Below are 25,294 nucleotides of genomic sequence, written 5' to 3' on the forward strand. Positions count from 1 at the left end.
CGTGACAATATTGAAAAGTTACGCGATTTGCCGGTCATCACCAAATCCGGTAACTATCTGCCACTGCGCAATCTTGCAGATATCGAAATCACCGACGGCGCGCCGATGCTCAAAAGTGAAAACGGACGACTGATCTCCTGGGTATTTGTGGATATCAGTGGCACGTCTATCGGTGAATACATCAACACCGTGAAGCCCATTCTGGCCAGCCATGTGAAACTGCCGCCGCGTTACAGCTACAGTTTTGCCGGTCAGTATGAATATATGCAGCGGGTTGCCGACAAGTTAAAACAGGTTATTCCGATGGCGCTCGCCGTGATCTTTATTCTGTTGATGCTGACCTTTAACTCCGCATTACAGGCAAGCATGATCATGTTATCGCTGCCATTCGCCTTGGTCGGCAGTACCTGGGTGCTATATGCCCTTCATTACAACATGTCTGTTGCGGTCGCGGTGGGGATGATCGCGCTCGCCGGTGTGGCGGCAGAATTTGGGGTGGTGATGCTAGTGTATCTGGACAATGCAATTAAGCATCGTCAGGACAATGGTATGTATCAAAGTGTCAGCGACCTGAAAGCGGCCTTGATTGAAGGCGCGGTAATGCGCGTACGCCCCAAAGCCATGACGGTGGCGACCATCTTCTTTGGCTTGTTACCTATCATGTGGGGGGCCGGTTCCGGCAATGATGTGATGCAGAAAATTGCTGCACCTATGGTTGGCGGCATGATCACCGCACCGGTATTGTCCTTGTTTGTACTGCCAGCGCTATATCTGCTGATATATCGTCGTAAGTTACCTCAGACATTGAGTTAGGCTTACATTATCTAGCACTAAAAGAAGGCCAGTCAGTAGGTTACTGACTGGCCTTCTTGTTAACCTGAGTTTTTATTGCTCAATACAAATCAACCACCATTACCCATCATGCCATAGTGGCCGCCACTTACCATGCCACACTGCATCACTGTTTGGGTGCCACCAGTAGTACCAGGATCAATTGTTACTGAACCAGCATCCGCAAACATCGTGAATGAGCCATTTGTGGTGTCATCTGTGGTTGGATTATCCAAATCCCCCAAACAGCTATAACCTACGCGATATGTTCCGGCTGGCAGATAGCCCATCGCAAAATACCAGTTGCCCGCGCTATCTTGTTGCATCGGCGCAACCGCAACCGGAGCCACACGTCCATTGGTTGGCGCAGCATAGACATCGCCCATCTGCGCCAGACTAGTCACGGTATCAGGATAGAGGTATGCCATATGGCTGAACATGCCACTGGTGGGCGTTAAGGCGGCATTAGTACTTTCACAACTTGCAATCCACTGAGGGTCCACATTGCCCATCAGATGGCCCATTGACATGTTATTCACGGACCAGCTGCCTTCATGACTGAGGCTGTAATTATAGTTGCTGTCGTGATTAAGCCCCATGTACAGCCCAACTTCCATGGTGAAGCTATATTGCTGATCAGCTGCAACAGAGAAATCCATCAATGGCAGTTCATCATCCTGTACCTGCAACGCATGAATGCCCTGACCGTCTTCTACGTAGCAACCATTGTTGCCATCACCTTGCACCACCGTCATATAGACATCATGGTAATCACCGACGGGAATACTCAGGCCATCAACGACATTGATACTGTCACTGCCCTGATAATCCATCAGGTTAAAACTCATATCACCCAGTGAGTAGCGATGTTCAACACCAGAGGCATCGGTCATTACTAATTCGTGTAATTGTAATCCTACTGTAGTCACGCCACTCATCGGTGAATCTGTCAGTGCGACGGTAACAGACCCGGTTTGTTCCGGAATGGTGGGGGTTGTGGGGGTAACACTGTTATTACTACTGCTACTACCACCGCCGCCACAAGCGGTTAGTAGTGCACAGGCCGATAAAAATAACCAGTTGCGGTACATCATCTTCTTTCTCCAGAACCCTTTAATAGGGTGGGTACACTGTCAAATCATCTTGTTACAGGTAAATAAATGTAATGATTTGTGTCAATGTATTTAAATATGAAAATAATCTTAAGAATAAATTAACCTTAAAAATGTAGCTGATTAATATGTGACCGATTACACAAATCCGTCGTAATGCCTGATTGTTGCTATCCTTATTACCTATACGTGGGCGCACATCACTCACTTAGGAGGAAAACCATGAAGAAACTACTTACAACGCTTGTTTTGTCTGCTTTGCTTACCGGTTGGGCATATGCAGCAAACGGTACGATGGCTGGTCAAGGGATGCAGAATGGCATGATGATGGGGCCAATGAGCAACGAACAAATGCAGGACATGCACAAGCAAATGGGAAATATGCAGTCGATGATGACGGATATTAAAGCCGAAAAGGACCCCAAAAAGCGCAGTCAGATGCTGATGCAACACATGGCGGCCATGCAACACGGCATGCAAATGATGATGGGATCAACTGGCGGCGACCAAAGTCAACATCAAGGTATGAATGGCATGGATATGGGTCAGCGCATGAACATGATGGAGCAGCGAATGAGTATCATGCAGATGATGATGGAACAAATGATGGAGCATGACGAACAGATGCAACATCATGATCAGTAGTAGTCTGTAGGCTCCGCATACTGTACTTTGAAGGGTGCCTAGACGTGCTCTTAGATATTCAGCCACAATTAGCTTACACCGAATTCTGAACGCCCTCTATGGTATACGGAGCCGCTGCTGCTTTCATTTCAACATACGGCCTACCCAATATCCCACCCTCATTAGCCAGCCATCATATGTTTGCATAGGCCCAAATTTTAAAATCAACGAGTCTGTTCATCTGAGTTCCTGTTCCCTAGCGGTGCATATGTTCATGATCACTCTCTTCGTCCATATCATCATCAGGCGGTGCTTTAGCGACCATCTCTCGATATTGTGCAGGACTTAAATCCGGGAGTTTCATTAAGAATGCCACCATGCTCCAGATGGTAGGATCATCATGGTTAAATCCCCAGGCAGGCATTGCACTCATTTTTATGCCATGTTTAATCACCCAAAAAGCCTCATTGGGTGCAACGCGGTGAAGCGACAGATTAGGAGGCTGAGGATAGAGCCCTGGACGTATTTCTGAATGGGTCATATCGGGGGCAAGATGGCATTCTGTACACATAGCGGCATATTGACCAGCACCCTTTAAGATAAGTTCAGGGTCATCCAAATTAGGAACCCTAATCCCTTTAGCATGTTGCTCAATAGAGCGTTGGCGTAACACATTTAAGGCTTCATACACTGGCTGTATATGAGGTTCATCTGCGCCAATGTTATAGAAGCCAGAGTAGATTACCCCGGCCCCTATGAGGCCAAGGACCACGAGGGATAACATAAAAATCAGTGCGTAATGTTTTATAAAGTTCATTTTGTCGAAACCAGTTTGTACTGTGTTATCAGCGACTGCATTGACAGCGGTGAAGCGTCTACACACCAATGATCCAGCATCAGATCAGTTAAAAATAAAAGAGTAGTTGAATTTTGAGATGGCACAAAACGTGTCGCGCTAAAGGCATTGCTACCCAAGGAAACTCAGGTAACACAAATTTCAGGCGCAACTATTCTGCGTTAAGCAAAAATCGGTGGGCGAAAATTAGGAAAAACTAAATAGTGAGTGTTGATGTTTAAAGGTGTGATGATAGCGTCAGTACTTATCGCCAGCCCCCCGATACTCAAATGATGGTCAATGGCAATCGCTGTGAAATGACATGAAAAACAATGAGTTTTTACTTTGCAACACAGAGGGATCTGTGCTGTATGTTCGTGATCAGGCGAGTCACAAAACTTTTGTTCATGATCCTGTAACATCATGTGGTACGGCTCAGATCCATATGCCAAGGACTGGCTTACAAAAGCCATTAGCAAAATCCCTATTAGCCAACAAAAGACGCCATTTTTTCGCATTTTTGAGGGATATAAATGAGTTATTTGATAATAGTTATCAATTACACTAACAAAGACTCATGAAAAGATCCAGCGACTCCTCGCTAACACACGCAAACCGATGGCTAATAATATGGCTAAATGTGTCACCCAGGCGGTTATTCAAAAATTGACATAAATAAATAGCTTTTTAACACACCTGATCGGCAATTATTTGCTGAAATATAGATAAAGTAATACGAAGGCCGTAAGCAGAATTTCGAGGTGACTTATGAACGGATTATACGGTTATGGTTTTGGGTTTAGTCATATCTTCATGATAATCATTTGGGTGGCAATCATAGGTAGCATTGTTTGGCTTCTGTTCTCTGCCAAAAGCTATCGTTCTAATACGTCCGAAGAAACACCTTTAGACATTGCCAAAAAGCGTTATGCCAAAGGTGAAATTACCAAAGAAGAATTAGATGAGATAAAGCGTAATCTGTGAAGCCCATCTACGTCGCAAGCGCCACCATTAATCTGATACTTTGGTCATTTTCATGCTCTGGCAAGCTTTCAACTCGCTTCCTTTTTTTCCCATCGCCAACACCATCTCATATGAAGTATCACTGATAAACCTGAGGGTCATACCAACATTTAGCGTTGGCATACCTTCAGTGTTTTCTGGAATAAAATCAATTCCAACCTCTGGTAGCTCCGTGGCTTTAACGATGAATGTATTCACAAAACCTTCGCTAAGAAATTGGTGAAATCGTAAAACACCCTCCGATTCGCTCCAACTTATATATCCAACATCTTCATGCTGTTCAGACTGTCCCTGCGCATTAGTGCCCACTGATATTGTCTTGAGTCGAATGAATTTTTTATCCAGCACAAATTCCCATTTATGCTGTACTTGAGATTTTTGGCCAAACCCCGAACCTTCACCTTGCCACTTACCTTGAAGAGATGACACCACCCCCCAAGTTTGTTTATTGGGGAACTCATCGGCATGCGCAGATACTGAAACAAGGGTTAGCGCAAAAATGGAGCAAATGGCTAAAAACTTTGTCACTGAAAGGCCTTTAGTTACTTCTGGGAAGTAGATGTTAACAACTCTGTAGCATTAAGAAAATTTGGTCAATGTTGCGATGGAGGAGTCAGACCTATCTCACATTGCTAGTGCGGAATCAGGCACATTTGTTTCAGCAAAAATCCAGAAAAACGCTAACAGTTAAATTGATGAGCCAATTCAACCCATATTTTTCATTTGAAACTAATTCACATGCTTCGAGAGGAGATGAGTCCACACATCTATAGCGGGGCATTAAATTACCCATTCATGAAAAAAAGAAAATAGTGAGTATATTTACTTTTACTCCATTACCGGACAGTGTTGTGCCAAGCCTAAATGTACCTAATTCAGCCAAAAGCCCGGTAACCATCCCAGCTGTCAGGTGAAATAGTTCTTAACCACATATCCAATGCTGCACGCTTTTCATTCATATATTGGCTGCGGTTATATATACCTGCAACACCACTAACCGTATGACCAAGCAGATGCTCAACTACGTGCGGTAAAACACCTAAGTCATTTAAGCGAGTGGCCAGTGTTCGCCGTAGGTCATGCAGCGTCCACTTTTCTTTGTGGTTTAAACGCTTCCATACGTTACCGCCAAAAGCACTCACCGCTTCTGGGTTTTTATATTCCCCCAGCAGATATCCCCCTTTTTGGTTTCGAGCCTTAAGCCTTAGTAGCCAAGGTCGAAGAGCATCTGGGATAGGTCGAAGGATTACCTCTGACGTTTTGCTGTTCTCTCTGGGAACCGTCCAAAGCCCTTTCTCAAAATCCCACTCGTCCCAAGTCGAGCAACGAACTTCCTGTGATCTGGCACCAAAGACCACCAGCAACCAAATCAAATCGGCATAGTAGCGATTACATTTGCGGCTTTGTATGTGGATTAGTACATCATTAAATTCTGAGTCTGAAAGTACGCGGTCCTTTCGACGTTGCTTGCTGCCAACGTCTGGGATAGTGAGATCATCCAATTCACGACTAATAGCATATCGACGTACTCGGCAAAATCTTAATGCCTGTTTAGCGTTCTGAAATACGTAACCGGTGGCTACCGGTGCTGGTCGTTGCTTACCAGGGATCCCACTTCTAATACGGTCAAAACACTCTAACCAATGACGAGTTTCTGTTTGATCTAAAGGTAGACGACCAATATAGGGATAAATGTGCTTCACAAACTGGGCCCGATGCCTTTCAGCGTTAACTCGGTTTTCCTCAGCATAATTTACGAGCCAATATTCCAAAGCATCTTTTACGGTAACGGGCTTTAGCGTGGCTTGTCGCTCAACGTCACGCTGCAGCTTAGGATCATAGCCATCAGCTAACCATGTCCGGCATTGCTGCGTTAAGTCTCTCGCTTTAACTAAAGAGACCTCTGGGTAATCACCTAAATCTAGCCGCTTATTACTGCCATCGATTTTATAGCGAAATTGCCAGCGGATTTTACCCTGAATCGAAACCCTAGCCCCTAAACCATCACCATCTGAAAGTGTCTTCACATTATCCTGAGATTTGCCTAAAAGCACTTTTAAATGTTTATCGTATAGCTTACCCATCTGGACCTCATTTCTGGGGTACATGAAACGATTCCATGTACCCCCATATGTACCCCGAGATAATTATAAGACCGAAAACAACTCAAGACAAATGAAGACAAAAATGATTAATTTTTATTATATTTCATAGTGTTATAACAACAAACCAAAACAACCAAAAACCAGCCAAAACACCACATTGTTTCGTACGGCATGAACTGATATTGGTTCAGTAACATATTGTATTTTAAGAAAAGGCCAGTCATCGCGACTGGCCTTTTTGCTATTAGTTATACACAGAGTTACACACGCCACTTATTAATCAAGCCATTTCAGACAGCTTGTCTTTCATCTTTTTTGGTAGCAAATAATCCACCATTAACCTGATAACACATGGATGAATGGAACCTACCGCACTTCATGCTCGCTATAACTTCGCATTTGGGATCGCCTAAGTACCTGATAAAGCACTGGCACGAATAGAGACAATCACATAAGCAGCTATCATACCTTTAAATACCATCCTTTACGGACATAAGCTTTCGCTTTATCAGTGGAACTATAATCACCATCAAAGTAATGACCGTGAATAATGCTGAAATTCCCCAAAATTTCTCATTCATTTGAGCATCTGATAAAGCAAAAATGGCAGCTACGGAGCTAGCTGGTAACAAGATCGAAGCAATGAGAGATATAAACAACATAACACTATTTGCAGTTGCATCCTGCGCTTCTCGCCACAATGAATGACTGTACTCTAGTTCGGTAAATATCTTCTCTTCTAGAGAATCGAGGTCACTCTGCTGGCAAAAATAGTTGTAAAGTTTATTGGCAAATGGATAAGTAGAAATAAGCGAGACCTTGTACTTTCTTCTAAATAGCTCAATTTTCTTAAATAACTTTACCCGTTGTTTAGCATTGGCCAGCACCAATTGTTCTTTGAAATATCCCAGCATTAGCTTTTGCAATAGCACTAACGCAAACAGATCCAAATAGTATTGGGACTGTTTTAGATTGAAAGCCAATGGCGAACTGTCAGTTGGGGTGTCATCAACAAAAACCAGTCGTCCTAAATTGAGCTGACAACGCCAATCATTCCAATAACTAAACTGTTGTTGCTTTAAGCGTTGCAACTCGATATCAGCCAACTGATAACGAGGATTGCTGATATCGATGCCTGCACTTAGCTCACTGACGCAAGGAGGTTGATGGGAAGAGGCTTTAATTTGTTTTAACCAACTACAGTTGGCTAATTCATGGCCAAAAACATCATCACCATAACCACGCTCAACATCAAAGTTGATGCCAAGCAACTCACTGATATGTTGCTTCAAAGACTTACTTAAACCATGTTGATCCGTCCAATCACTCACTGAATGGTTCAACATTCTTGGCTCCCAAGCAAACGCCATTCGATTTATGGCAGCCAATTGTTCAGCACCATACTCATCATTGCTGTGCATATGGATATACAGCAAGGTTATCTCTTCAAAAGCAATGATTGTTAATGCATCAAGCTTAATTGTCATCTCATTAGCATTGAGCGTTAGCGGTCCTACTGGAGTATTGGCAAGATTAAGTTCATAACGCCCTCCACTTAAAGGACAAAATAACTGAGCCCCTAATCGTGAGAAAAATCGACGACGGTCTTTAATATCCTGTTCGGAAAGAGACATACTCCACTGTTGCCAAGGTTGCAGTTTCAAAGCCTTTTTGAGTACCGACTTAGTAATGAATAACGGCAAAATGCCCCATCCATGCCATTGATATAAAGCCATCACTCCACTCCTTCAGCTAGTGGCGGCAAACAATGCCTCAAACGCTTTATCTGATATTCTTCGGTGAGTTTCCATAACCTCGACAGTTCATCTTCTCGGTACTTCGCACCAATAAACTCCTGAACACTTTTAAATGGGCGTTGTGGAAATGGGACTTTAAAGTAACCATCGCAATCTTGTGCGAAGGCTTGTAATTGATCAGCATCTTGTTGCTGAGAGGACGAGGTTAAGTAATAGCGGCAGGTATAACCCTGCAACTTAGGTAAACTAACTGGTTTAGGGTGATACTGGTCCGTACCACAGAGTAAAATAGCCGGAATGCCCGACTCGAGACTTTTACTTAGCCACTCTAACGGTGCTTTATCGACATACAGTACTGGGAGTCCTAAAGCATCCCACTCAATGTTGTCGAACTCTAGTAAAAATTGTTGGTGTGCTTCTTTCAATTTGGTCTGCATAAGATTGGAATTAAGCGGCACCATCATCTCTAAGATCTGTGGCAAATCATATTCAAGATACTGGCTTCCAAAAGACACTAACGCGCTGGTGGGTTGATGATCACCAATGATAAATAGTTTTGCCTGTAAATAGCCGGAGATATAGCCCTTCACCTCCTCAAACGATATTGCCTCATCGGTGATGTTATAAGCCCGCTTGTCCTCAATAGTCGAGAAGTCTAACCCTGCTAGATTCACTAATTTTTTTTCTGTTAAAACGTGTTGGAAGTGAATGGGCTTAACATCATCGTTACGCAGATCATCCAAAGGAATGAATGGTAAATCATAGGCACTTCTTGGCAATAAACGTTCACTCACTGCGCAGTAACGATATGAACGCTGAACCTGTTTGATTGGAACCCCTTCCCGCAATGTTTCTTCACCAAGTTCAGTCAGTGCCACCAGCTCATTTTCAACGCTTATAAATGACCGACCAATCATCTCATGAAACTTTTTCTGCACTTGTTTTTCAGCCAATCCGGTTAGCAAGGCAACTGATGCAACAGAATTGATCCCCTGTTTAATTAATTTAAATAGAATTAAATCAACATCACTCAATTCTTCACGACTACGTTCCTTCACCAACATTTTTACATCGAGCATTGGCAATAAACATTCACGCGCATAAAAAATATTTTCATCTGGTTTTAGATTATTATTCAATATATTGCGATAGCTATCCAATATCGCGAAGGAACGTTTGTGATCCTTTTTTCTATTTTGATTAGCCATGTACTGCTGCCTCCGAGTGATTGGCGATTATCTCTGGTTTCGCAGTCGTTTTCGCCCCAAAAATGGGTGAGGCATTTAACAATGCGCCGGACTGAGACAAAGTACTCTTAAGCAAACACATGGCCTGCTTAAATTCTTTATCCCTCGCATCGTCTCGTTCAGCGCCTTTGGTTAAGGTCTCTGAATCACCTATCATCACTAACTGCTTCTTCGCCCGAGTTTGAGCAACATTCAAACGGCGCCAATCAGCTAAAAAGCCCACATTGCCGCGATTATTTGAACGAGTGAAAGTAAAGATAATCAGATCACGCTCTTGTCCCTGGAAACTATCAACAGAGGCCACCAATTCATTCAGAGGCATAGATAACTCTTTCAGTTTGCCTTGCTTTTGCGCGCGCTTAATTGCTTTTTGAATCGCCTTCACGTGGTTGGCATAAGGCACGATAACACCGATTTCTCGATTGATAGCGAGTTCAGGTTGTTCAATAATTGCTTGCTCCAAAACCGAAAGAACTAACGCCGTTTCACAAGGGTTATCCTGCACCACTGTGCGCCCGTCTTGTATGACACTGCTTTCTCTTTTCTTTGGCATTTTGCAAATATCTAACCACACCATTGGTTGCGGGCAGAACGCAAACAATGGTTGTTTCTTATCCATTCCTACTCCAGCGAAATAACGTCCACCATAAAAAGCTTCAGAAACAAAATCACTAATAATAGCCGGGCATCTAAACTGCGTATCCAACATTATCTTGTGGTCATCAGGCGCGGCGTTCCACAAATGCTCAAACCAACTTAACTGGTAAAGCGGCTGATAGTCCTCAAAGCCTTGGGCTTCGATTTCTTCCAGAACTTCATCGCTGACGACAGGAGGCAATTGCTTGTGATCGCCCACCAATATCGCTTTTTTGGCACGTGATAGAGGGACAAGGATATTGTGAAGTTGTATTTGGCCCGATTCATCCACAATCACAACATCAAAATCCAGTTCTCTAAATAAGGACTTAGTGTTAATGCCAATACAGGTAGCACCGATTACATTCACTTTTTCCATCAAGATTTTATAAAGCGCCTGTTGACGCTCATTGCGCAATTTTTCAAACCATTGGAACAACTCTTGCTGAACAACTTCCACTTTTTCGAGGGTAGCTTCAATACCTTGAATTGACGTTATTTCCAGCTCCACATGAGGCTTAATAAAGTTGAACTGCGGAACAATGACATCAAACTCTAATTGCCATTGCCCTATATCACTTTCAACTTTCGCGAGCTCTTCTGCGACAAACTGAAGCTTGCGCTCATTATGTTCAATTGCCAGCTTCTTTTGTTCAATGGTATGTAGCGCCGACACTAAACTGGCTTTTGTTTGTGATAGTTGTTCCTCAAGAGAATTAAGTTGTCGTTCATGCAACCAGTCAGCTACGAACTGCAGCACAAACCATTTAGGACGATTTTTGTATCTAATCGCAGTTCTTATTTCATCAGCGCGAGCTTCATAGCGACAAGCAATAGATTCGTACTGCGGTAATTTGCATTGTAAATGCTCTTTTTCAGCAGAAAGTTCAGCATATATGGTGCGGGCCCGATCACGCTCCCCAACCTTCTCCATCATGACATCTTTCTGAGACAGCAAATGCTCAAGTGATTGTTGCAGATCGGCTAAACGCTTCATTATGGCATCTGCACCATCAAACAGTTCTTTTTGAAGTTTTACCGCCTTGTTGTCGAGAGTAATATCTTCTAATGAAGAGCTGATTTTGTTTTCATTGCCGATGCGCAAACATTCAAACTCTTGTTCTTCAGCTAATCGCTCTAGCACGTTATCGACTGCTTTATTGTTTTGCGATGTGACTAGCACTCTCATGCCTTGAGCAGCGAAATATTTTACCCATTGCAGGATAACTGTGGTTTTTCCTGTACCTGGAGGACCTAACACGAGAGTGTAATCTTCAGTACCTGCACCACTATTGATTGCTTTAACCTGTGAAGCTGTTGGCGGAAATTTGCTTTCAGGCAGTGGGACCTTTATAGGCTTTAGCGGCGCGGCATCGTAAGTACCTGCGGCAACGGACAATAACCATGGGTTCTCTGTTTCCCGCTCAGCCAACGCGTCAATTACCGCTTCACGAACATTTTTCAGCGTTGGCATAGCGGCTAAACCAAACATGCCTGTTTCTGGCAAACGTGCATGTTCTAGCTGTTTTTCAATGCTTACACGAATAATGGGTTGATTATCTATTGGAGATAAATCTGTGATTTCTAATAGGGCTTCTGTCGGAACGCCTAATTCAGATAACTGTACCAATAAGCTGGGTTTTAACGCTAATAGTCGCTCGTAATCTGCTTCATCAAATTGCATCTCGTAATGCAGACGATATGAAGTTTTTTGGCTTACGGATTTGATCGCAAACGCATTGAAAGGAGGCTCCTGCAACGCGGCACGCTGCTCTAATTCGTATTCAGCATTAACGAAAGCTCTTAACGCGTCTATAAGTTCGCTTTCCTGGCCATCCAGTTCCTCAACAGACTCGTCAGGAGACGTCTGCTCACCATTTACATTCCACGGTGAATCAATAATTTCTAGTAAATGTGTAACATAAGCTCCAGAAGAAAATTTAAACTCCCGCTGTTCTAACCCCTCGCCAAATTCACGACCGGAGATCAATAACAACCCCCGGATTGAAGCTTGGGCTCCACTTTGCAACATGCGCGCTTGGTCTTGGTGATTAGCGAAACTGATATGACCGAGCCATAATCTCGGCTTGTCATTGCTTAATCTCGCCTTGGCGGTAACTTTATATTTGCTTGCCAAAAAAGTAAGGGAAATACCATCCTTATCTTTCGGACGATAAACACTCACCCACACCCGCTCAACTTTTCGGAGCTGACGAAACACATCATCTTGGCTCGGCCCATTCGCTGGCCAACCCTGATCTAAATAGCTTTTATTGGCCTGAATGAGTAACGGTAATTCAATGTCATATTTTGCGATTTTATCTTCCGGCCAAAACGGCACAGAGGTATTAGCGATCGTCATAATCAATACTTCCTTGTAGCTTATCTACGCAACAATTGACGCAGTTCATTATTCAGGGTAGCAGCTTGCTTCAAACGTTTATTGGGATCAAACGCCAGCCCTTTTGCCAATAATGTTGTCAATGGAGCAGAGATACCACTTGCCGACAACGAATGGGCTAAAGGCTGACTCCAGTCATCATTTGTGAAATTAGGGCTCAATTGCAGTGGATGACCGGTTATAAGGAAATGGATGGTTTGGCAAACACTAAAAACATCGACACCTTCCGACAGTCTGATATGTCTGCTCAGGCTTTGCTCTGGTGCTTGGTAAAATGGAGTACCTTCTTCTACTGCTCGCTGCTGGTTAGCTAAACCAAAATCAATCAGCAAAACATCCTGCACATTATTGCCCTGCATCCTCACAATCACGTTTTCAGGTTTAATGTCTCGATGTAGCATACGAACGCGATGAATATCTGCAACTCTCTGAGTAAGCTTTTGCGCCACCAACAACCGCTGTTTCTCTTCCATCCCCGATTGTGGTCGCTGCTGATAAAGTGCGGATATTGGATTACCTTCAATCCAATCCAATAGTAAATAATGCTGCTTACCCTGTACCCAATATTGCAAACATTTAGGTGCCATCCCAAAGGGCAAACGATTTAATGCGGTTACTTCATTTTTAACTTGTTTTGCCGCTTGAAAATCATCTATCTCAATCACTTTCAAACCGTAGAACATGCCAAGTTCAATGTTTTTCACCTTATAAAACTGTCGCTTAGTAACATCGTTACAATAAAGCACCTGCTCAATGCGATAGTTAATATTTGGGGCACAGACTAAACCATCCATGTTTTAACAGCCTCTATGGTTTGGGTGATAGTGGGGCGATATTCAGGGGTAATATGTAAAATACGCTGCCAAAATTCGACATTGTTGGCATTGGCCTCAATCCCCAGCGATACGCATAATTGCCCCCAAAATTGTTGGCGACGCCCTTTGGCTAACAGCTCTTTGGCTGACTCGTTAAATGGCAACACATCAGCTAACAATAAGCAGGCTAGCAACCCGACACTGTAGATATCAGCCGCGAAGGTAAGTGTCTGCCCAGGTTGGTTAACCTCCGGGGCTTGATACTTCTGCTCAAAGGTGCGCCGCGCCGTAATTGGCAAGGTCGCAACCGATTCAAACTGACATAATTCAAAGTTAATCAATAACGGCGAGTTATCCGCTTTTACTCTGATATTGTTGGGGTTAATAGCGCGATGAATAACTGCCGGCCCTTGTATCTGCTGAATTTCAGCCAAGATCCTGCATACACTCAGCAATAAATTAAGCCGCGCCTCGCGAGTAGGATTGCTCTGCAACCAAGCCGTTAAGTTCTGCTGTGGCGCCGCCTCAAGAAATATATAAAGCTTATCGTCAGTCGCATGCTTGCCGTAGCAGTACTGCACCCCAGTTGTTTTACCTAACCGATTGAGAATGCGCGCTTCACGGCCAATCATCTGCATCTCACTCTGACGATGAACCGAACTTAGATGATCAAATTTAAATGCTTTCACCCAAATGGGAGTATCATAATCCTTACCGGGATAAACTTGGTAATAGTCGGTGCTCTCAGCTGGCAGAGGTTGAGTACCGCATTGATAATCGTCTATCCAGATATATTCATCTACTGGCGTTGCCGAGGTAGGTTCACTGAATTGTGCCACCAGCCGATTAATATCTGCTTCTATCAATCTTGCCGTAAGCTTTTTGCCAAAGCGCGCTTTACAGTGCTTCAATAACATGGCGGTGAAGGTCGCCGTTGAAGCTACCATCACCTCACCCGCCTGAGTAAATGGCAACGCAAATGACCCACCATTATAAATACACTCCACCTCAGCGTTTGCCGAAGTAAACACTACAGCTGCAGCATTTTTGAGCATTGGGTCTAAGGGTTTGAGTAATGAGTGATCGGCAAATGGCCGTAAACCTTCCCTCAGCTTATGCACTGGATTAGCAAAGCTTGTGCAGCCAAGGTCATTATTCACTTGCATGCCGTTGCGGCTATCGATGTTGAGAGTGATATGCCCATGGTGATCTTTAAGTTCCAATGGCATCACCCCAAAAGGATATACCAACAGGCCATCAAAAAGACGCGATCTATTGGCAGTCAGAAGCGGCGGACAAGCCACAATGCGAAAACCATTAAATTGCGGTACGGCAAATAAAGCCGTTGCCAATTCACCCAGTGCTCGACGCTCATGTTCGCGCTCTTCTTGCGGTCCAACAAAGGGATTATATGGCCAGTGCGAATCCACAAAGGTCTGCGTAGTAGACATCGGAAACATCAAAATCGACCAATCTTGCTCCTGCACCGCGGGGAGAAACGCTTGGTACAGGTTTCCCGCTTTCAACTTCTCAGCGCTCAGTTGAGCTTGTTGGAGTCGGCTATCATTTAATCCGTCGGATGTGACCAGAAACAGACCTTTTTCAGTGGCATCAAATCGTTGATATTGCGCTGATGGGAACTGTACCTGCCCCAAAACTTGCGAAGGCTGCACTTCAAAAGATTGCCCATTTATGGGCCGTACTTGCTCATCAACACGATAAAAACGCAGGTTTCCCACCGAGTAGCACTCGTATTGGTGATGCGGTAATGCCGTCAACACCGCACAAGCAGCTTGTGCTCTATGTTCAAGCAAAATGGTGTGAAGCGCCGCTAACAGTGCAGTAACAGTAAATACTTCTGTAGATTGCTGCTCAACTAACCACAACTTAATAGCTTCTAAACCGGCTCGAACCTCACCTGCAGACACCATATCGATTAACACTGCTTGGCGGCCACTTTGGTGAATCCAGGTGAAATCTCCCACACTGTCTTTACCGGAAATATCCTTAAAATGTAATTCCATGCTCGCGTTACAACTCCTAATTTTGCATTGCGGGCCACTGCCATTGCTGCACTAGCTGACGTTGTAGCAAAGAGTGCAGATGCTGGTGGGCATCTGCACTTTCGCTCTCACCGCATAAACTCAAACTCAATTTGTCCGCCTGCACACCTTTTTCAACATCCACACTGAAACCATGCCCCGCCTTAATGCTACCCACATTGGTCAGCATATAGCGGTCATGAAAGTATCCTTTAGGGGCGGTAATTAAGTTGATGGCAGGAAGTGAAGCGTGTTTGCTGGAAAATTCACGTTGATACACTTGCTCAAGGTTCGCAGTTTCCATAGTAGTCACAATGGTCAGCGTACCTACCGACTGATAACGCGCCATATCTCTGACTAATTGTTGTAACAGAGGATTCATTGCAAAACGGAAATAAGCATCGATAATGACCACCTCCTTCGCCAAATACCACAGCGGCAGTAAGGCGACAGCAATACTGGCAACTTGTCGTTCAACCTGAATCGTCGGCGAAACCGGCCAACAAGTTTCGTCATCCAGCAAAGCAAGAAAGTTGAGGCCACAATCAATCGGTTGTTCACTCACCACCGCGGCAAAGGGTCGCATGTGTTGCTGGCATACCAACCACTGGCGCCATGGTTCAAAGCCATCGGTTGCAACACTTTGACGATCTTTCGGTAGCAAAAAGTACAGGTTGCGCTTATCTCGCTGTAGTTTATTCAGAAAATTACTGACTGACTTACGCTTAACAGGAGAGATATTGGAAGCTTTTAATGCCCGCACAGCGGCCTGCACCCACTCTCGTAGCGGCGCGATAAGATAGCGTCCTCGTTCGGGGCCAAAGCTATTTTTGAGCAGGCCATAATATTCAAATTCAGCCATACATTGAGGGTCGAGCGCAATCTCCTTGAACACTAGAACAACTCCTCGTCACGCTCCTCAAAAAAGCCATTGGGCCAATCATTGGCTAAATCTCCATCTGAGGTGATCTGCGTGTTGATCACCTGCGTACCTTCGTCGCTGGATTCCAGATACAACAGCGAAATATCTGCTGGAGTTAATGGTGTATAACCCGATGGCAACTGCTGCTGTTCACTTTCACGAATACGCCGCAATAACCGCAACACCAGATGTTCACTATGGGTTTCAATTAAAAACTGGTTACCTGCTTGGCATTGCGTTAACAAATCACCAATGGCTACTTGCACCTTGGGATGTACGTGCAGCTCTGGCTGCTCGCAACACACTATGCCTTTACGGGGCTGGGTAGCTGCAATGACTAATGGGAAGATTTGCGCGACACCGGCACCGACATCTGCAGGGGTCACTTCAATGTGATGATGCACGTCCCACAGCACAACTTTATCGGTACTCGGTAGCAACGGTGCCGCTAATGGTTGCCCATTCAAACTGAAGTGCTCTTGGTCAGATGGATGCTTTTTGGCGAGCGCCATTCCCAAAGCTAAATGCTCGTCGCCAAGCCAGTGGTTACACTCACTGATTAACCGATCATCTGCATGTTGAATCGCATCCCAACTGGCCTCGCCGCTGTACCAATCCATCTGTTGAATATAATCATCAGAACCATAATAACGGTCGGGAATGCGTCGCAATGGGCCGATCGACAAGCTGTCATTGAGTAACTTGGTCAAGTTATCAAGCGGTGCCACAAACAGATCACTCAGCACCTCATTAAGCCGCGCAGTATTTAATGGTGAATCTGATTCTAAGCTGGTGGATAAGGTTGTCCCCAGTTTTGGCAAAGCGCCGCAGCGCGATTCAAACTCAAACAACGAATGGGTATATTCACTTTGGGTATAGGGGCAACTCACTGGCTGAGGTATCGAGGTGCCAGCCTCCAACAACCACTGCTGAAATATTTCGCCTTGGCTGACATTGTTCGCGGTCTCAGCATCACAGCGCAACAGTGGATGTTGATAATTGATCAGCTGCACTGCTGCATTTTGGTTGGGTTCATCACTTACCGCTTCGGCAATAAACAAGTCATCAGCCCACACGCTATAACGCGCAACGTAAGCACTTTGACTACTGGCATGCCAGCGAATTTCTAACTCAATATTGACACTGTTGGCCCATTCACTTGGGCTAGAAATAGTGAGATATGACGACTGGGAGGCATGGCGCTGCCCAAGCAGTTCTTCAATAAACTGCGCGGTTTGCTGGTAACTGCTGCCCGACTCTGACGTTGGTTTGTCATAGCGCACATTAAGCACAATGGCATTATTAAGATCTTTGCCATGCACTAACGAACCAAAGCCACCCACATATTTACTGCCCAGCGCCTTAATACGTTTGGGACTGCAATCGCCTTGTGTGAGGATTTCTTGTAAGTAAAACAGTGCCAGCAATACACTGCTTTTACCGACACTGTTAGCACCAAACAGCAATGTGACCGGCGCAAATGGTAGGGTTTGAGTGGCTTTAAACGCACGGAAGTTGGTTAATGCCAGCTGAGCTATTCTCATACAACACCGAAATAACACTTATAATTTATGAAGTTATCATTTAGTGTTTGATAAATAAATGTGCAGCGTCACACCCTGTTAATGTTTTAGTAACCAATTTTGTAAAATCAAAAAGATGTATCTTTAAAACCGCCATTAACAGGCGTTTATCACTCTGCATCGCTATTAGTTGTTTCTTTCACTAGCACAGTAGGGAGTCGCGAAGTGCTCAAATATGGCACTTTGCCAGAGGGGACTAAGTTGGCCGCGGCATCCAGATGTACGTCTTGGTCATCAAAAAAGATATGCGGTTTAAAGGCTTTTAATACCTTGTCCTTCTCTAACCCGCCCAAGAAAAAGGCTTCATCCACATACACGCCCCAGGCGCGCAGGGTTTTAATCACTCGCATTTCTGACGGGCTGTTGCGGGCGGTGACAATGGCGATACGCACTGGCGAGTATTCCACCCGCATTGGCAGGCGGTCTTGCAGTTTGGCGAGTTTCTTCAGCAAGGTGGCGTAAGGACCTTCTTCCATCGGCGTATCTTGCATCGCATCTTCCTGCGCGTGAAACGCTGCCATACCTTGGGTTTTATACACCAGTTCGCTTTTATCAGAAAACAGCACGGCATCACCGTCGAAGGCGATGCGCACTTGCCCCTCGGGAATGCTTGCATGATCTTTCGGCGGATCTTTTAAAATGGCGGCGGCACTATGACCCGAGTCAATCACCTTTTGCGCATCGGCCACGTCGGTGGTGAGAAACAAGTCCACATCAAACGCTTCCACATAATCAGCCGCCGATTCACCGGCAGTAAACGCCGAGCGGGTGATATTCAGTTTTTCGTGGCGAATGGTTTTGAGTACCCGCAAGCCCGTATCTGGGCTGTTGCGTGACATCACCACCACTTCCACCAGCGGCGACTTATCACCTGCTTGCATGTACTGGTTCAGCCCCAACAAGGCCTTGACGAGCGGAAAGCCGGTGCCGGGTGCCAGCGGAATATCTTCATGCGCGCGCATATAGTCACGAAATAGCTCAATGGCTTTATCCGGATCATCTGCCTTCGTCTCACGAAACATTCTGTCTGACTCGTTCATATCAAACAGCGCAGTGGCGGAGATACCGACCACCAAGGTGTTACTGAGATCTAACGGCATAAACCATCCTTGTGTTTATAGTTGGCCGGAGAAAGCTTTTTGGGAAAGCGCGTTAAACAAATCCGTCAGATAGTTGCTTGATACAGCATTCTTAGACAACCGTTCATTCACGGCATTTACAATGGAAGCAAATCTATCTTGTAAGCTCAATGGTGGCAGCATAATTTGGATATCTTGGAGTTCTTGAGCATTGATATTTGCCATACCCACAATGCTTTTGCACATATTTAGCAAGGTCTGCTTACCGTGAATCGAGTTTAAATACGCTGAGATATACCACGGATTACCAAGCTCATTAGTACGAACTCGAATCAGATAACCGGCAATTGCCATTGATTCTTCTTCATTAAAGACCGCCGTTTTACCCACCAGCTCTTTACTGTTGGTGCGATTAAACAAAAGGTCACCTTTTTTAGCTAGATACTTATCTTGGTCTTTTTCGCTTAAATCAATATATTTAAGGTCGGTAAAATCCCACTTTCCTTCATAGGTAATATTGCCCATACGAAGAATAGGAAACTCACCATCAGTCTCAGATGCCTTCGCTGATGTTCCGTAATTAACCGACGTTACTAAATCTCTAATTGTGCCTACAGTCCAACCTTTCGGATTGGTGACCGGATCGCCAAACATCTCCAGAAACACACTGCGGAGGAAGTCGTCGGCCAGCTTGATGGCTTGTTGGCGCTTTTGGCGAATGGCATCGGCTTTATCCAGAATCGCCGCAATGCGTTGCTGCTCTGCGAGTGGTGGCAGAGGTATAAGGAATTCCTTCAAATCCTTCGCTGACAAATTTGGTTGAGCAGCACCATTTTCGAAACGCTCTATTTCTCTTTTACATAACGAACTTCGTAGATAGTTTTTTAAAAAACTATTATTTAACTGGCATTTTGGGCGAATGATTACCAAAGAAGATGCAATAGCCCCTTTTGAAATCTCTTTTCCAACAATCGCAAACTTTCCGAGAGAACCGCGAAGACAGAATAAAATATCATTAACTTGAACTTTACCGTTACTCAGGAGAGAAAACCGTTCTTCCGTTATGTAATTTGCCCCCTCACATTTTATTGAAAGGTCATTCTGCAAATTGCCTGCATTGATGAACGGAATTCCATCTGAAAAAAGAGCCTCTTTTGATGGATAGTTTTTACCTCGATCTCCATTTACTAAGGCACAAACATCTCCCAACTTCACCATCGGCCAACTCATAGCATTTTCTCCAATGCTGCTAAGTCAGCAAGAATCTCGTTTTCCAGTGTTTTAAGCTTACCGAGAATTACTTTTGGGTCTTCGTAGGTTTGCGCTTCATACACCACCTCTTTGTAGCGGTTGATGGAGAGGTCGTAGTTTTGCGCCACAATAGCGTCTTTGCTGACAATAAATGCCTTTTCAGTTTTATCCTGCCACGGCGCTAACGAAGCATTGCTGCTGACCGCTTGTTGGTAGGCGCGGTATTGCTGGAGCAGGTCAGGCAGGTCGTTGTCTTTAATCGGGTTACGCTTGTCATCCAGGCTGAAACCATCGGCCTGCACATCATAAAACCAGACGTTATTGGTGCTACCGCCTTTGGTGAAAATCAAAATGGCGGTAGACACGCCAGCGTAAGGTTTGAATACGCCGCTGGGCAGTGAGATAACCGCTTCTAACTGGTTATGCTCCACCAGCTGTGAACGTAACTGCTGGTGGGCTTTAGATGAACCGAACAATACGCCATCGGGCACAATGGTGGCCGACTGGCCACCGATTTTGAGCATGTTTTCAATTTGCGCCACAAACAGCAGTTCAGTTTTTTTGGTTTTAACTTTACGCAGTACGTTGGGGCAAATATCCTCTTCATCGAGGCTGCCTTTAAACGGCGGATTCGCCAGAATAATGTCAAAACCTTCGGATGCCTCTTTGGGGTAACGCTCTTTAAAGCTTTGGCTTAAGGTATCTTGGTAATGAATGTCGGGCTGGCGAATACCGTGCATCACCAAGTTCATCGCCGCTACCCGTAACATGGTGGAGTCAAAGTCAAAACCGTAGAACATATCGCTATCGATATATTCGCGTTGTTCTGGGGTAATTAAGTCACCGGCATACAGCAAGTTGACCTGCTGCTGACCATTGATGTCCAGCAATGGCTTGCCGTCACTGTCGAACAGCGGCTCACGCTCTACTGCATCGGCGGAGGTGTATTTCTGCAACAGGTATTCGTAGGCGGTCACCAAAAAGCCGCCGGTACCACAGGCCGGATCGCAAATACGGCTGTTCACGCTGGGGTCTAACATTTCCACCATGGTGCGGATAATGTGGCGCGGGGTTCTGAACTGACCGTTAATACCGGCGGTAGTGAGTTTACTCAGCAGGTATTCGTACAAATCGCCTTTGGTATCGGCGTTATCCAATGGCAGGTCATTGACCATTTCGACCGCTTTCACCAGCAAACTGTGCTTTTGGATCATCAGTTGCGCGTCTTTCATAAAGTCGGCAAACAGTGAGCCATCTTCTGAAGCGGTAACGGTACTGGCAGAGCTTTCGGCAAAATAGGGGAACAGCTCATCTTTCACCAGCTTATACAACTTATCGGCACCTAAATGACGGAAGTTTTGCCAGCGCAGGTGTTGCTCATAATCAGCAAAGCGGCGGTTGAATGGGCGACCAGTACGGGCAGCACGCTTTTCATCCGCTTGCTCGTTCATGTCTAACATGCGGGCATAAATCAGAAAGGTGATTTGCTCAATCACGGTGAGCGGGTTGGTGATACCGCCTGTCCAAAATTCTTCCCAGAGTTTGTCAATTTTACTTCTTAACTGACCGGTGATCATGGTTGTCCTGTACTACTTAAATTAAAGAGTGATAGCACGTTCAATTCGGGTGTGCGGTTGACCTAACACCACATCAAACTGCTGAATAAATTGTTGAATGACATTGGCCTGTTGTTCACTGAATACGCCATCCAGCCCCATGTCGTGAATGCTGGTAAAGGGCTGGTCGTATAACTGACCGATATTGATTGCTCCATAGCGGATCAAGTAATTTTTCAACATGCCGATAAAGCGTTGTTGTTTGGCATTCATCACCGTATGGGTTTGCTGCACAAATACGGTAAATTCCCGCTCGATGACTTCTTGGTCCATGCCGATAATGGTGCGCAGAATTTTATCCAGCGAGACTGTCGATTCCGGGAAAAACGCTTTTAAGGTGTTCAAGTCTACATTGGGATTTTGGGTGTGTACCAGCGAGTTAAGTTGCACCAACTCCTGTTCGGTTACTAATTCCCCTGCCCGAATTTTTTTCAGCACCACATCGGTGGCAAATAGCGGTTCAAGCGTCTTTTCGACCTCTTGGCGATAGATCTGATAATCAATCGACACGATATTGGCTGCTCGTGAAGTTTCACGGATTTCATCGGCGTTCTCTTTGATGTCGATGACATAATCGGTAGCAGGCGGCAGAGCCACTTTATCGCGCAGATGGATAATACCACGCAGTGCTTTGCGGCTTTGTTCTAATTGGGCAAAACTGAGGTCTTGCCAGTAACTGTCTTGTTGGATGGCTGCGATGTCGCTGGCTTTGGCGCGCACTTCGTTGAGGTGCATTTGCAATTTGGCAATTTTGGCCACCAGCGCTATACGTAACGGGTCAATTTGGCTCGGGTCAATGTAGCGCAGCGTTTGGATAGTGGCCATGTCGTTATCGAACTTAAACGCTTCGCTCTGCCCCATGATATTGCGCCACTGCATTAATGGTGCAATCTGCTGATACAGCTCCGCTTTAGTTTTGGGCGCAAACTGGTTGAGGTATTTTTCATCCTTGCAGCGCTCCACCACTTGCCAGTTATCCCGCACCGCGATGGTGTTCATATCCAGCGCGCCTATGTCGGCGTGGATCAGCTTAATGACGTCATCAAAGGTTGCGATATCGGCTTTTTTCAGTGCGGTTTCTGCCAGCAATACTCTTGCCTCAAACAACTTTTGCAACAGCGATTTGTTTTGCACCACATCTTCCTCAGCAGGATCCATTGCAAAATATTCAAAATTGCCCCAATGGTCGAAAATCAGGAAGTGGGTTTTATCTTTGCCTGGCCCATAAAGGTTTTTACACAGGCGCGTACCACGGCCAATCATCTGCCAGAACTTCACCTTGGATTTTACCGGCTTGGCAAACACCAGGTTGACCACTTCGGGCACATCAATACCGGTATCGAGCATGTCAACCGAGATGGCAATACGCACACTGCTCTCGGCCGTCGATTTGAAATCATCAATCAGTTCTTCGGCGCGTTCATATTTAGAATGGATCACGCGGCAGAAATTAGCACCAAGCTGTGGATACAGTTCACTGAACAGCTCTGCCAGTAACTCAGCATGGTTGATGTTACGAGCAAATACGATGGACTTTCCGGGCAATTGCCCATCAGCATCACGCAACCCCTTTTCCATCAAATTACGCAGGATGATGCGGTTGGTATCTTTGTTTTTGACCGTTTCATCAATTTGGCTGGCACTGAAGTCGAGGTCATTGGGATCTAGTCCTTGGTCTTCCAACTCAGCAACTTGTTCATCGGTCAGGGTGTCTTTACTGATACCATCGCGTAGAAATTTAGTGGTTAAGCTAACAATTTTAAAGGGGACCAAATTACGCTCTTCAATGGCCTGCTCCAGAGGGTAGTTGGCGGTGGGCAGTTTAATGCAGGTAGAACGGGACACCATTTCCACTGGCGTCGCAGTGAGTCCAACTTCTAATGCATCGAAGTATTTAAAAATATCGCCATAGATGTTGTAGATGGAACGGTGCGATTCATCGGCAACAATAAGGTCAAAGTAACCGACATCGTACTGTTGAAAGATGCGCATCATGCCCGGATAGGTAGCAATAAATACTCGCGCACTATTGGCTAACTCTTTCTTACTTTTACCCAGTATATACAGTGGCTCTTGGGTAAATTCGTTAAAGGCATTGCCCGCCTGTTTGCGCAGCTCTTTGCGGTCACACAAAAACAGCACACGTTTGGCCCAACTAGCATCCAATAGTCTTTTGGCCAAGGCAATGGCAACGCGCGTTTTACCAGTGCCTGTGGCTTGCACAATAAGCGCCTTACGGCGTTTATCGCTAAACCGCTCGCACACCCGAGTAATGGTTTCAATCTGATACAAACGCCCAGCGACATTGGTATCGATGGGGGTTTGGTTTAAATCCTGTTTAAGACCGCGCTGCTTAATGAGATATTGCAGGCTGTCTTTGGAGTAATAACCGTAAATTTTACGGCTGTTGTAGCCTTGTTTGTCATCCAAAATGCGGATGTCGTAACCATTGGAATAAAAGATTACCGGTCGTTGACCGTATTCTTTATCCAGCGCATCTGCATAAATTTTGGCTTGCTCTCGACCTTTCTCTACCGATTCACGAGTGCGCTTGGCTTCAATCACCGCTAACGGCTTTTCATCGTCATCAAACAGTACGTAATCGACTCGGCCCATACCGCTAGTTGTTGGCTGGTGAGGTACCACAAACTCTTTGCGCACTTCGTCGGTAGAGCTTTCATCCAATGAGACATTCCAACCGGCGGCGCGCAGATCCATGTCGATGATACGCGCGCGTGTTTCCGCTTCTTTGAAATCGAAACTAGAAGTAATGGTGGGGTTTTGTTGCTTGATGCTGTCAATCTTGGTCTGATTGATAGTTTGTTGCAGTATTGCGGCCTTACGCTGAGCATCAGCTTGCGCCTGCTGCGCTTGATCTAACTCAGCAAGCGCTTGCTGCAAACGCGCTTCGTTTTCGGCAAGTTGCTGCTGTAGTTTTTTATTTTTACGCTGATATTCAATGTGATCTTGCGACGCAGGTTGCTGTTGCTGTGGTTGTACAAACTCAGGACAATCTTGCTGTTTGCCACCGTCGTAAGCCATGAATAAGTAGCAAGCAATGAAGTAGCCTTCTTTTAAAATCCAGATGGCTTGCTGTTGGTCAACTTTGCCATCATGCGCGGCTTGGTTACCGCTTTTACGCAGAGCATGCAGCTTATCGCTAATAAGCTGCGGCACTACGGAGGTAAACTCGTCGGAAATGAGCTTGTCGTAGATATTAGCGTTTGGCAGTACCGGTAGGCGCAATTCGTTGTAAAGATACCCCACCACTTTTTCAGCAAAACAACGCATTTTTACCAAAGAACTCTGAGGATCAGAAATTGCGTATTCTTCGGCAAATACCCCTAATTGATATAACTCGGGCCACTTGTTTTTTATATGCTCAAAGTTCTTTGACTGCTTCATTCCGCTAAAT

The 25,294-nt window shown here is 45.2% G+C and carries 18 protein-coding genes; 3 read left to right on the forward strand and 15 right to left on the reverse strand.

The annotated features are described in order from the left end of the window. Positions 1-813: efflux RND transporter permease subunit (locus PY479_RS11630; RefSeq protein WP_275483853.1), on the forward strand; the 813-nt coding region annotated here is incomplete at its 5' end. 89 nt (positions 814-902) lie between these two features. Here PY479_RS11630 and PY479_RS11635 read toward each other — a convergent pair. Next, on the reverse strand, positions 903-1,925 hold the full coding sequence (locus tag PY479_RS11635) for a DUF4382 domain-containing protein (protein ID WP_275483854.1): 1,023 nt from the start codon (positions 1,923-1,925) through the stop codon (positions 903-905). Positions 1,926-2,165: 240 nt separating this feature from the next. Between PY479_RS11635 and PY479_RS11640 the strand changes: the two genes are divergently transcribed. Continuing rightward, entirely contained in the window at positions 2,166-2,588 is a 423-nt protein-coding gene (locus PY479_RS11640; RefSeq protein WP_275483855.1) for a hypothetical protein, read from the forward strand. A gap of 235 nt (positions 2,589-2,823) precedes the next feature. Here the strand turns inward: PY479_RS11640 and PY479_RS11645 are convergent, their stop codons facing one another. After that, complete coding sequence (locus tag PY479_RS11645; RefSeq protein ID WP_275483856.1) at positions 2,824-3,384, reverse strand: cytochrome c; 561 nt, start codon at positions 3,382-3,384, stop codon at positions 2,824-2,826. A 786-nt stretch (positions 3,385-4,170) separates the two neighbouring features. On the opposite strand from PY479_RS11645, the gene PY479_RS11650 reads away from it, so the two are divergent. Then, on the forward strand, positions 4,171-4,386 hold the full coding sequence (locus tag PY479_RS11650) for an SHOCT domain-containing protein (protein WP_275483857.1): 216 nt from the start codon (positions 4,171-4,173) through the stop codon (positions 4,384-4,386). 27 nt (positions 4,387-4,413) lie between these two features. Here the strand turns inward: PY479_RS11650 and PY479_RS11655 are convergent, their stop codons facing one another. The 13 genes from PY479_RS11655 to PY479_RS11715 form a co-directional block, all read right to left on the reverse strand. Further along, a complete protein-coding gene (locus tag PY479_RS11655) occupies positions 4,414-4,953 on the reverse strand; it encodes a hypothetical protein (protein ID WP_275483858.1) in 540 nt (179 codons plus the stop codon). 347 nt (positions 4,954-5,300) lie between these two features. After that, positions 5,301-6,533, reverse strand: coding sequence for a site-specific integrase (locus tag PY479_RS11660; protein ID WP_275483859.1), 1,233 nt, complete (start codon positions 6,531-6,533; stop codon positions 5,301-5,303). Positions 6,534-7,000: 467 nt separating this feature from the next. Beyond that, positions 7,001-8,266 carry a hypothetical protein gene (locus PY479_RS11665; protein WP_275483860.1) on the reverse strand — a complete coding sequence of 422 codons (1,266 nt, stop codon included), beginning with the start codon at positions 8,264-8,266 and terminating at the stop codon, positions 7,001-7,003. Further along, positions 8,266-9,495: a hypothetical protein gene (locus PY479_RS11670; RefSeq protein ID WP_275483861.1), complete on the reverse strand. Its 1,230-nt coding sequence runs from the start codon at positions 9,493-9,495 to the stop codon at positions 8,266-8,268. The genes PY479_RS11665 and PY479_RS11670 overlap by 1 nt, the downstream gene beginning before the upstream one ends. After that, the gene (locus tag PY479_RS11675; RefSeq protein WP_275483862.1) at positions 9,488-12,532 is read right to left on the reverse strand and encodes an AAA domain-containing protein; all 3,045 of its coding nucleotides are present in this window, start codon (positions 12,530-12,532) and stop codon (positions 9,488-9,490) included. Before PY479_RS11675 ends, PY479_RS11670 begins: the two co-directional genes overlap by 8 nt. Positions 12,533-12,552: 20 nt before the next feature. Next, positions 12,553-13,365: a protein kinase gene (locus tag PY479_RS11680; RefSeq protein WP_275483863.1), complete on the reverse strand. Its 813-nt coding sequence runs from the start codon at positions 13,363-13,365 to the stop codon at positions 12,553-12,555. Continuing rightward, positions 13,353-15,410 (reverse strand): protein kinase, encoded by a 2,058-nt coding sequence (locus tag PY479_RS11685; protein ID WP_275483864.1) that lies wholly within the window; start codon positions 15,408-15,410, stop codon positions 13,353-13,355. Before PY479_RS11685 ends, PY479_RS11680 begins: the two co-directional genes overlap by 13 nt. Before the next feature lie 16 nt (positions 15,411-15,426). Beyond that, positions 15,427-16,323 carry a hypothetical protein gene (locus tag PY479_RS11690; protein WP_275483865.1) on the reverse strand — a complete coding sequence of 299 codons (897 nt, stop codon included), beginning with the start codon at positions 16,321-16,323 and terminating at the stop codon, positions 15,427-15,429. Further along, complete coding sequence (locus PY479_RS11695) at positions 16,323-17,894, reverse strand: DUF3696 domain-containing protein (protein WP_275483866.1); 1,572 nt, start codon at positions 17,892-17,894, stop codon at positions 16,323-16,325. Before PY479_RS11695 ends, PY479_RS11690 begins: the two co-directional genes overlap by 1 nt. Before the next feature lie 149 nt (positions 17,895-18,043). Next, the gene (locus PY479_RS11700) at positions 18,044-19,033 is read right to left on the reverse strand and encodes a 5'-nucleotidase (protein ID WP_275483867.1); all 990 of its coding nucleotides are present in this window, start codon (positions 19,031-19,033) and stop codon (positions 18,044-18,046) included. Between the two features lie 15 nt (positions 19,034-19,048). Further along, positions 19,049-20,242 (reverse strand): restriction endonuclease subunit S, encoded by a 1,194-nt coding sequence (locus tag PY479_RS11705; RefSeq protein WP_275483868.1) that lies wholly within the window; start codon positions 20,240-20,242, stop codon positions 19,049-19,051. Beyond that, a complete protein-coding gene (locus tag PY479_RS11710) occupies positions 20,239-21,840 on the reverse strand; it encodes a class I SAM-dependent DNA methyltransferase (RefSeq protein WP_275483869.1) in 1,602 nt (533 codons plus the stop codon). The genes PY479_RS11705 and PY479_RS11710 overlap by 4 nt, the downstream gene beginning before the upstream one ends. 21 nt (positions 21,841-21,861) lie before the next feature. Continuing rightward, complete coding sequence (locus tag PY479_RS11715) at positions 21,862-25,284, reverse strand: DEAD/DEAH box helicase family protein (protein WP_275483870.1); 3,423 nt, start codon at positions 25,282-25,284, stop codon at positions 21,862-21,864. Positions 25,285-25,294: the final 10 nt, after the last annotated feature.

This window comes from Shewanella sp. A32 (assembly GCF_029167175.1).
GTDB classification, from domain to species: Bacteria; Pseudomonadota; Gammaproteobacteria; order Enterobacterales; family Shewanellaceae; genus Shewanella; species Shewanella yunxiaonensis.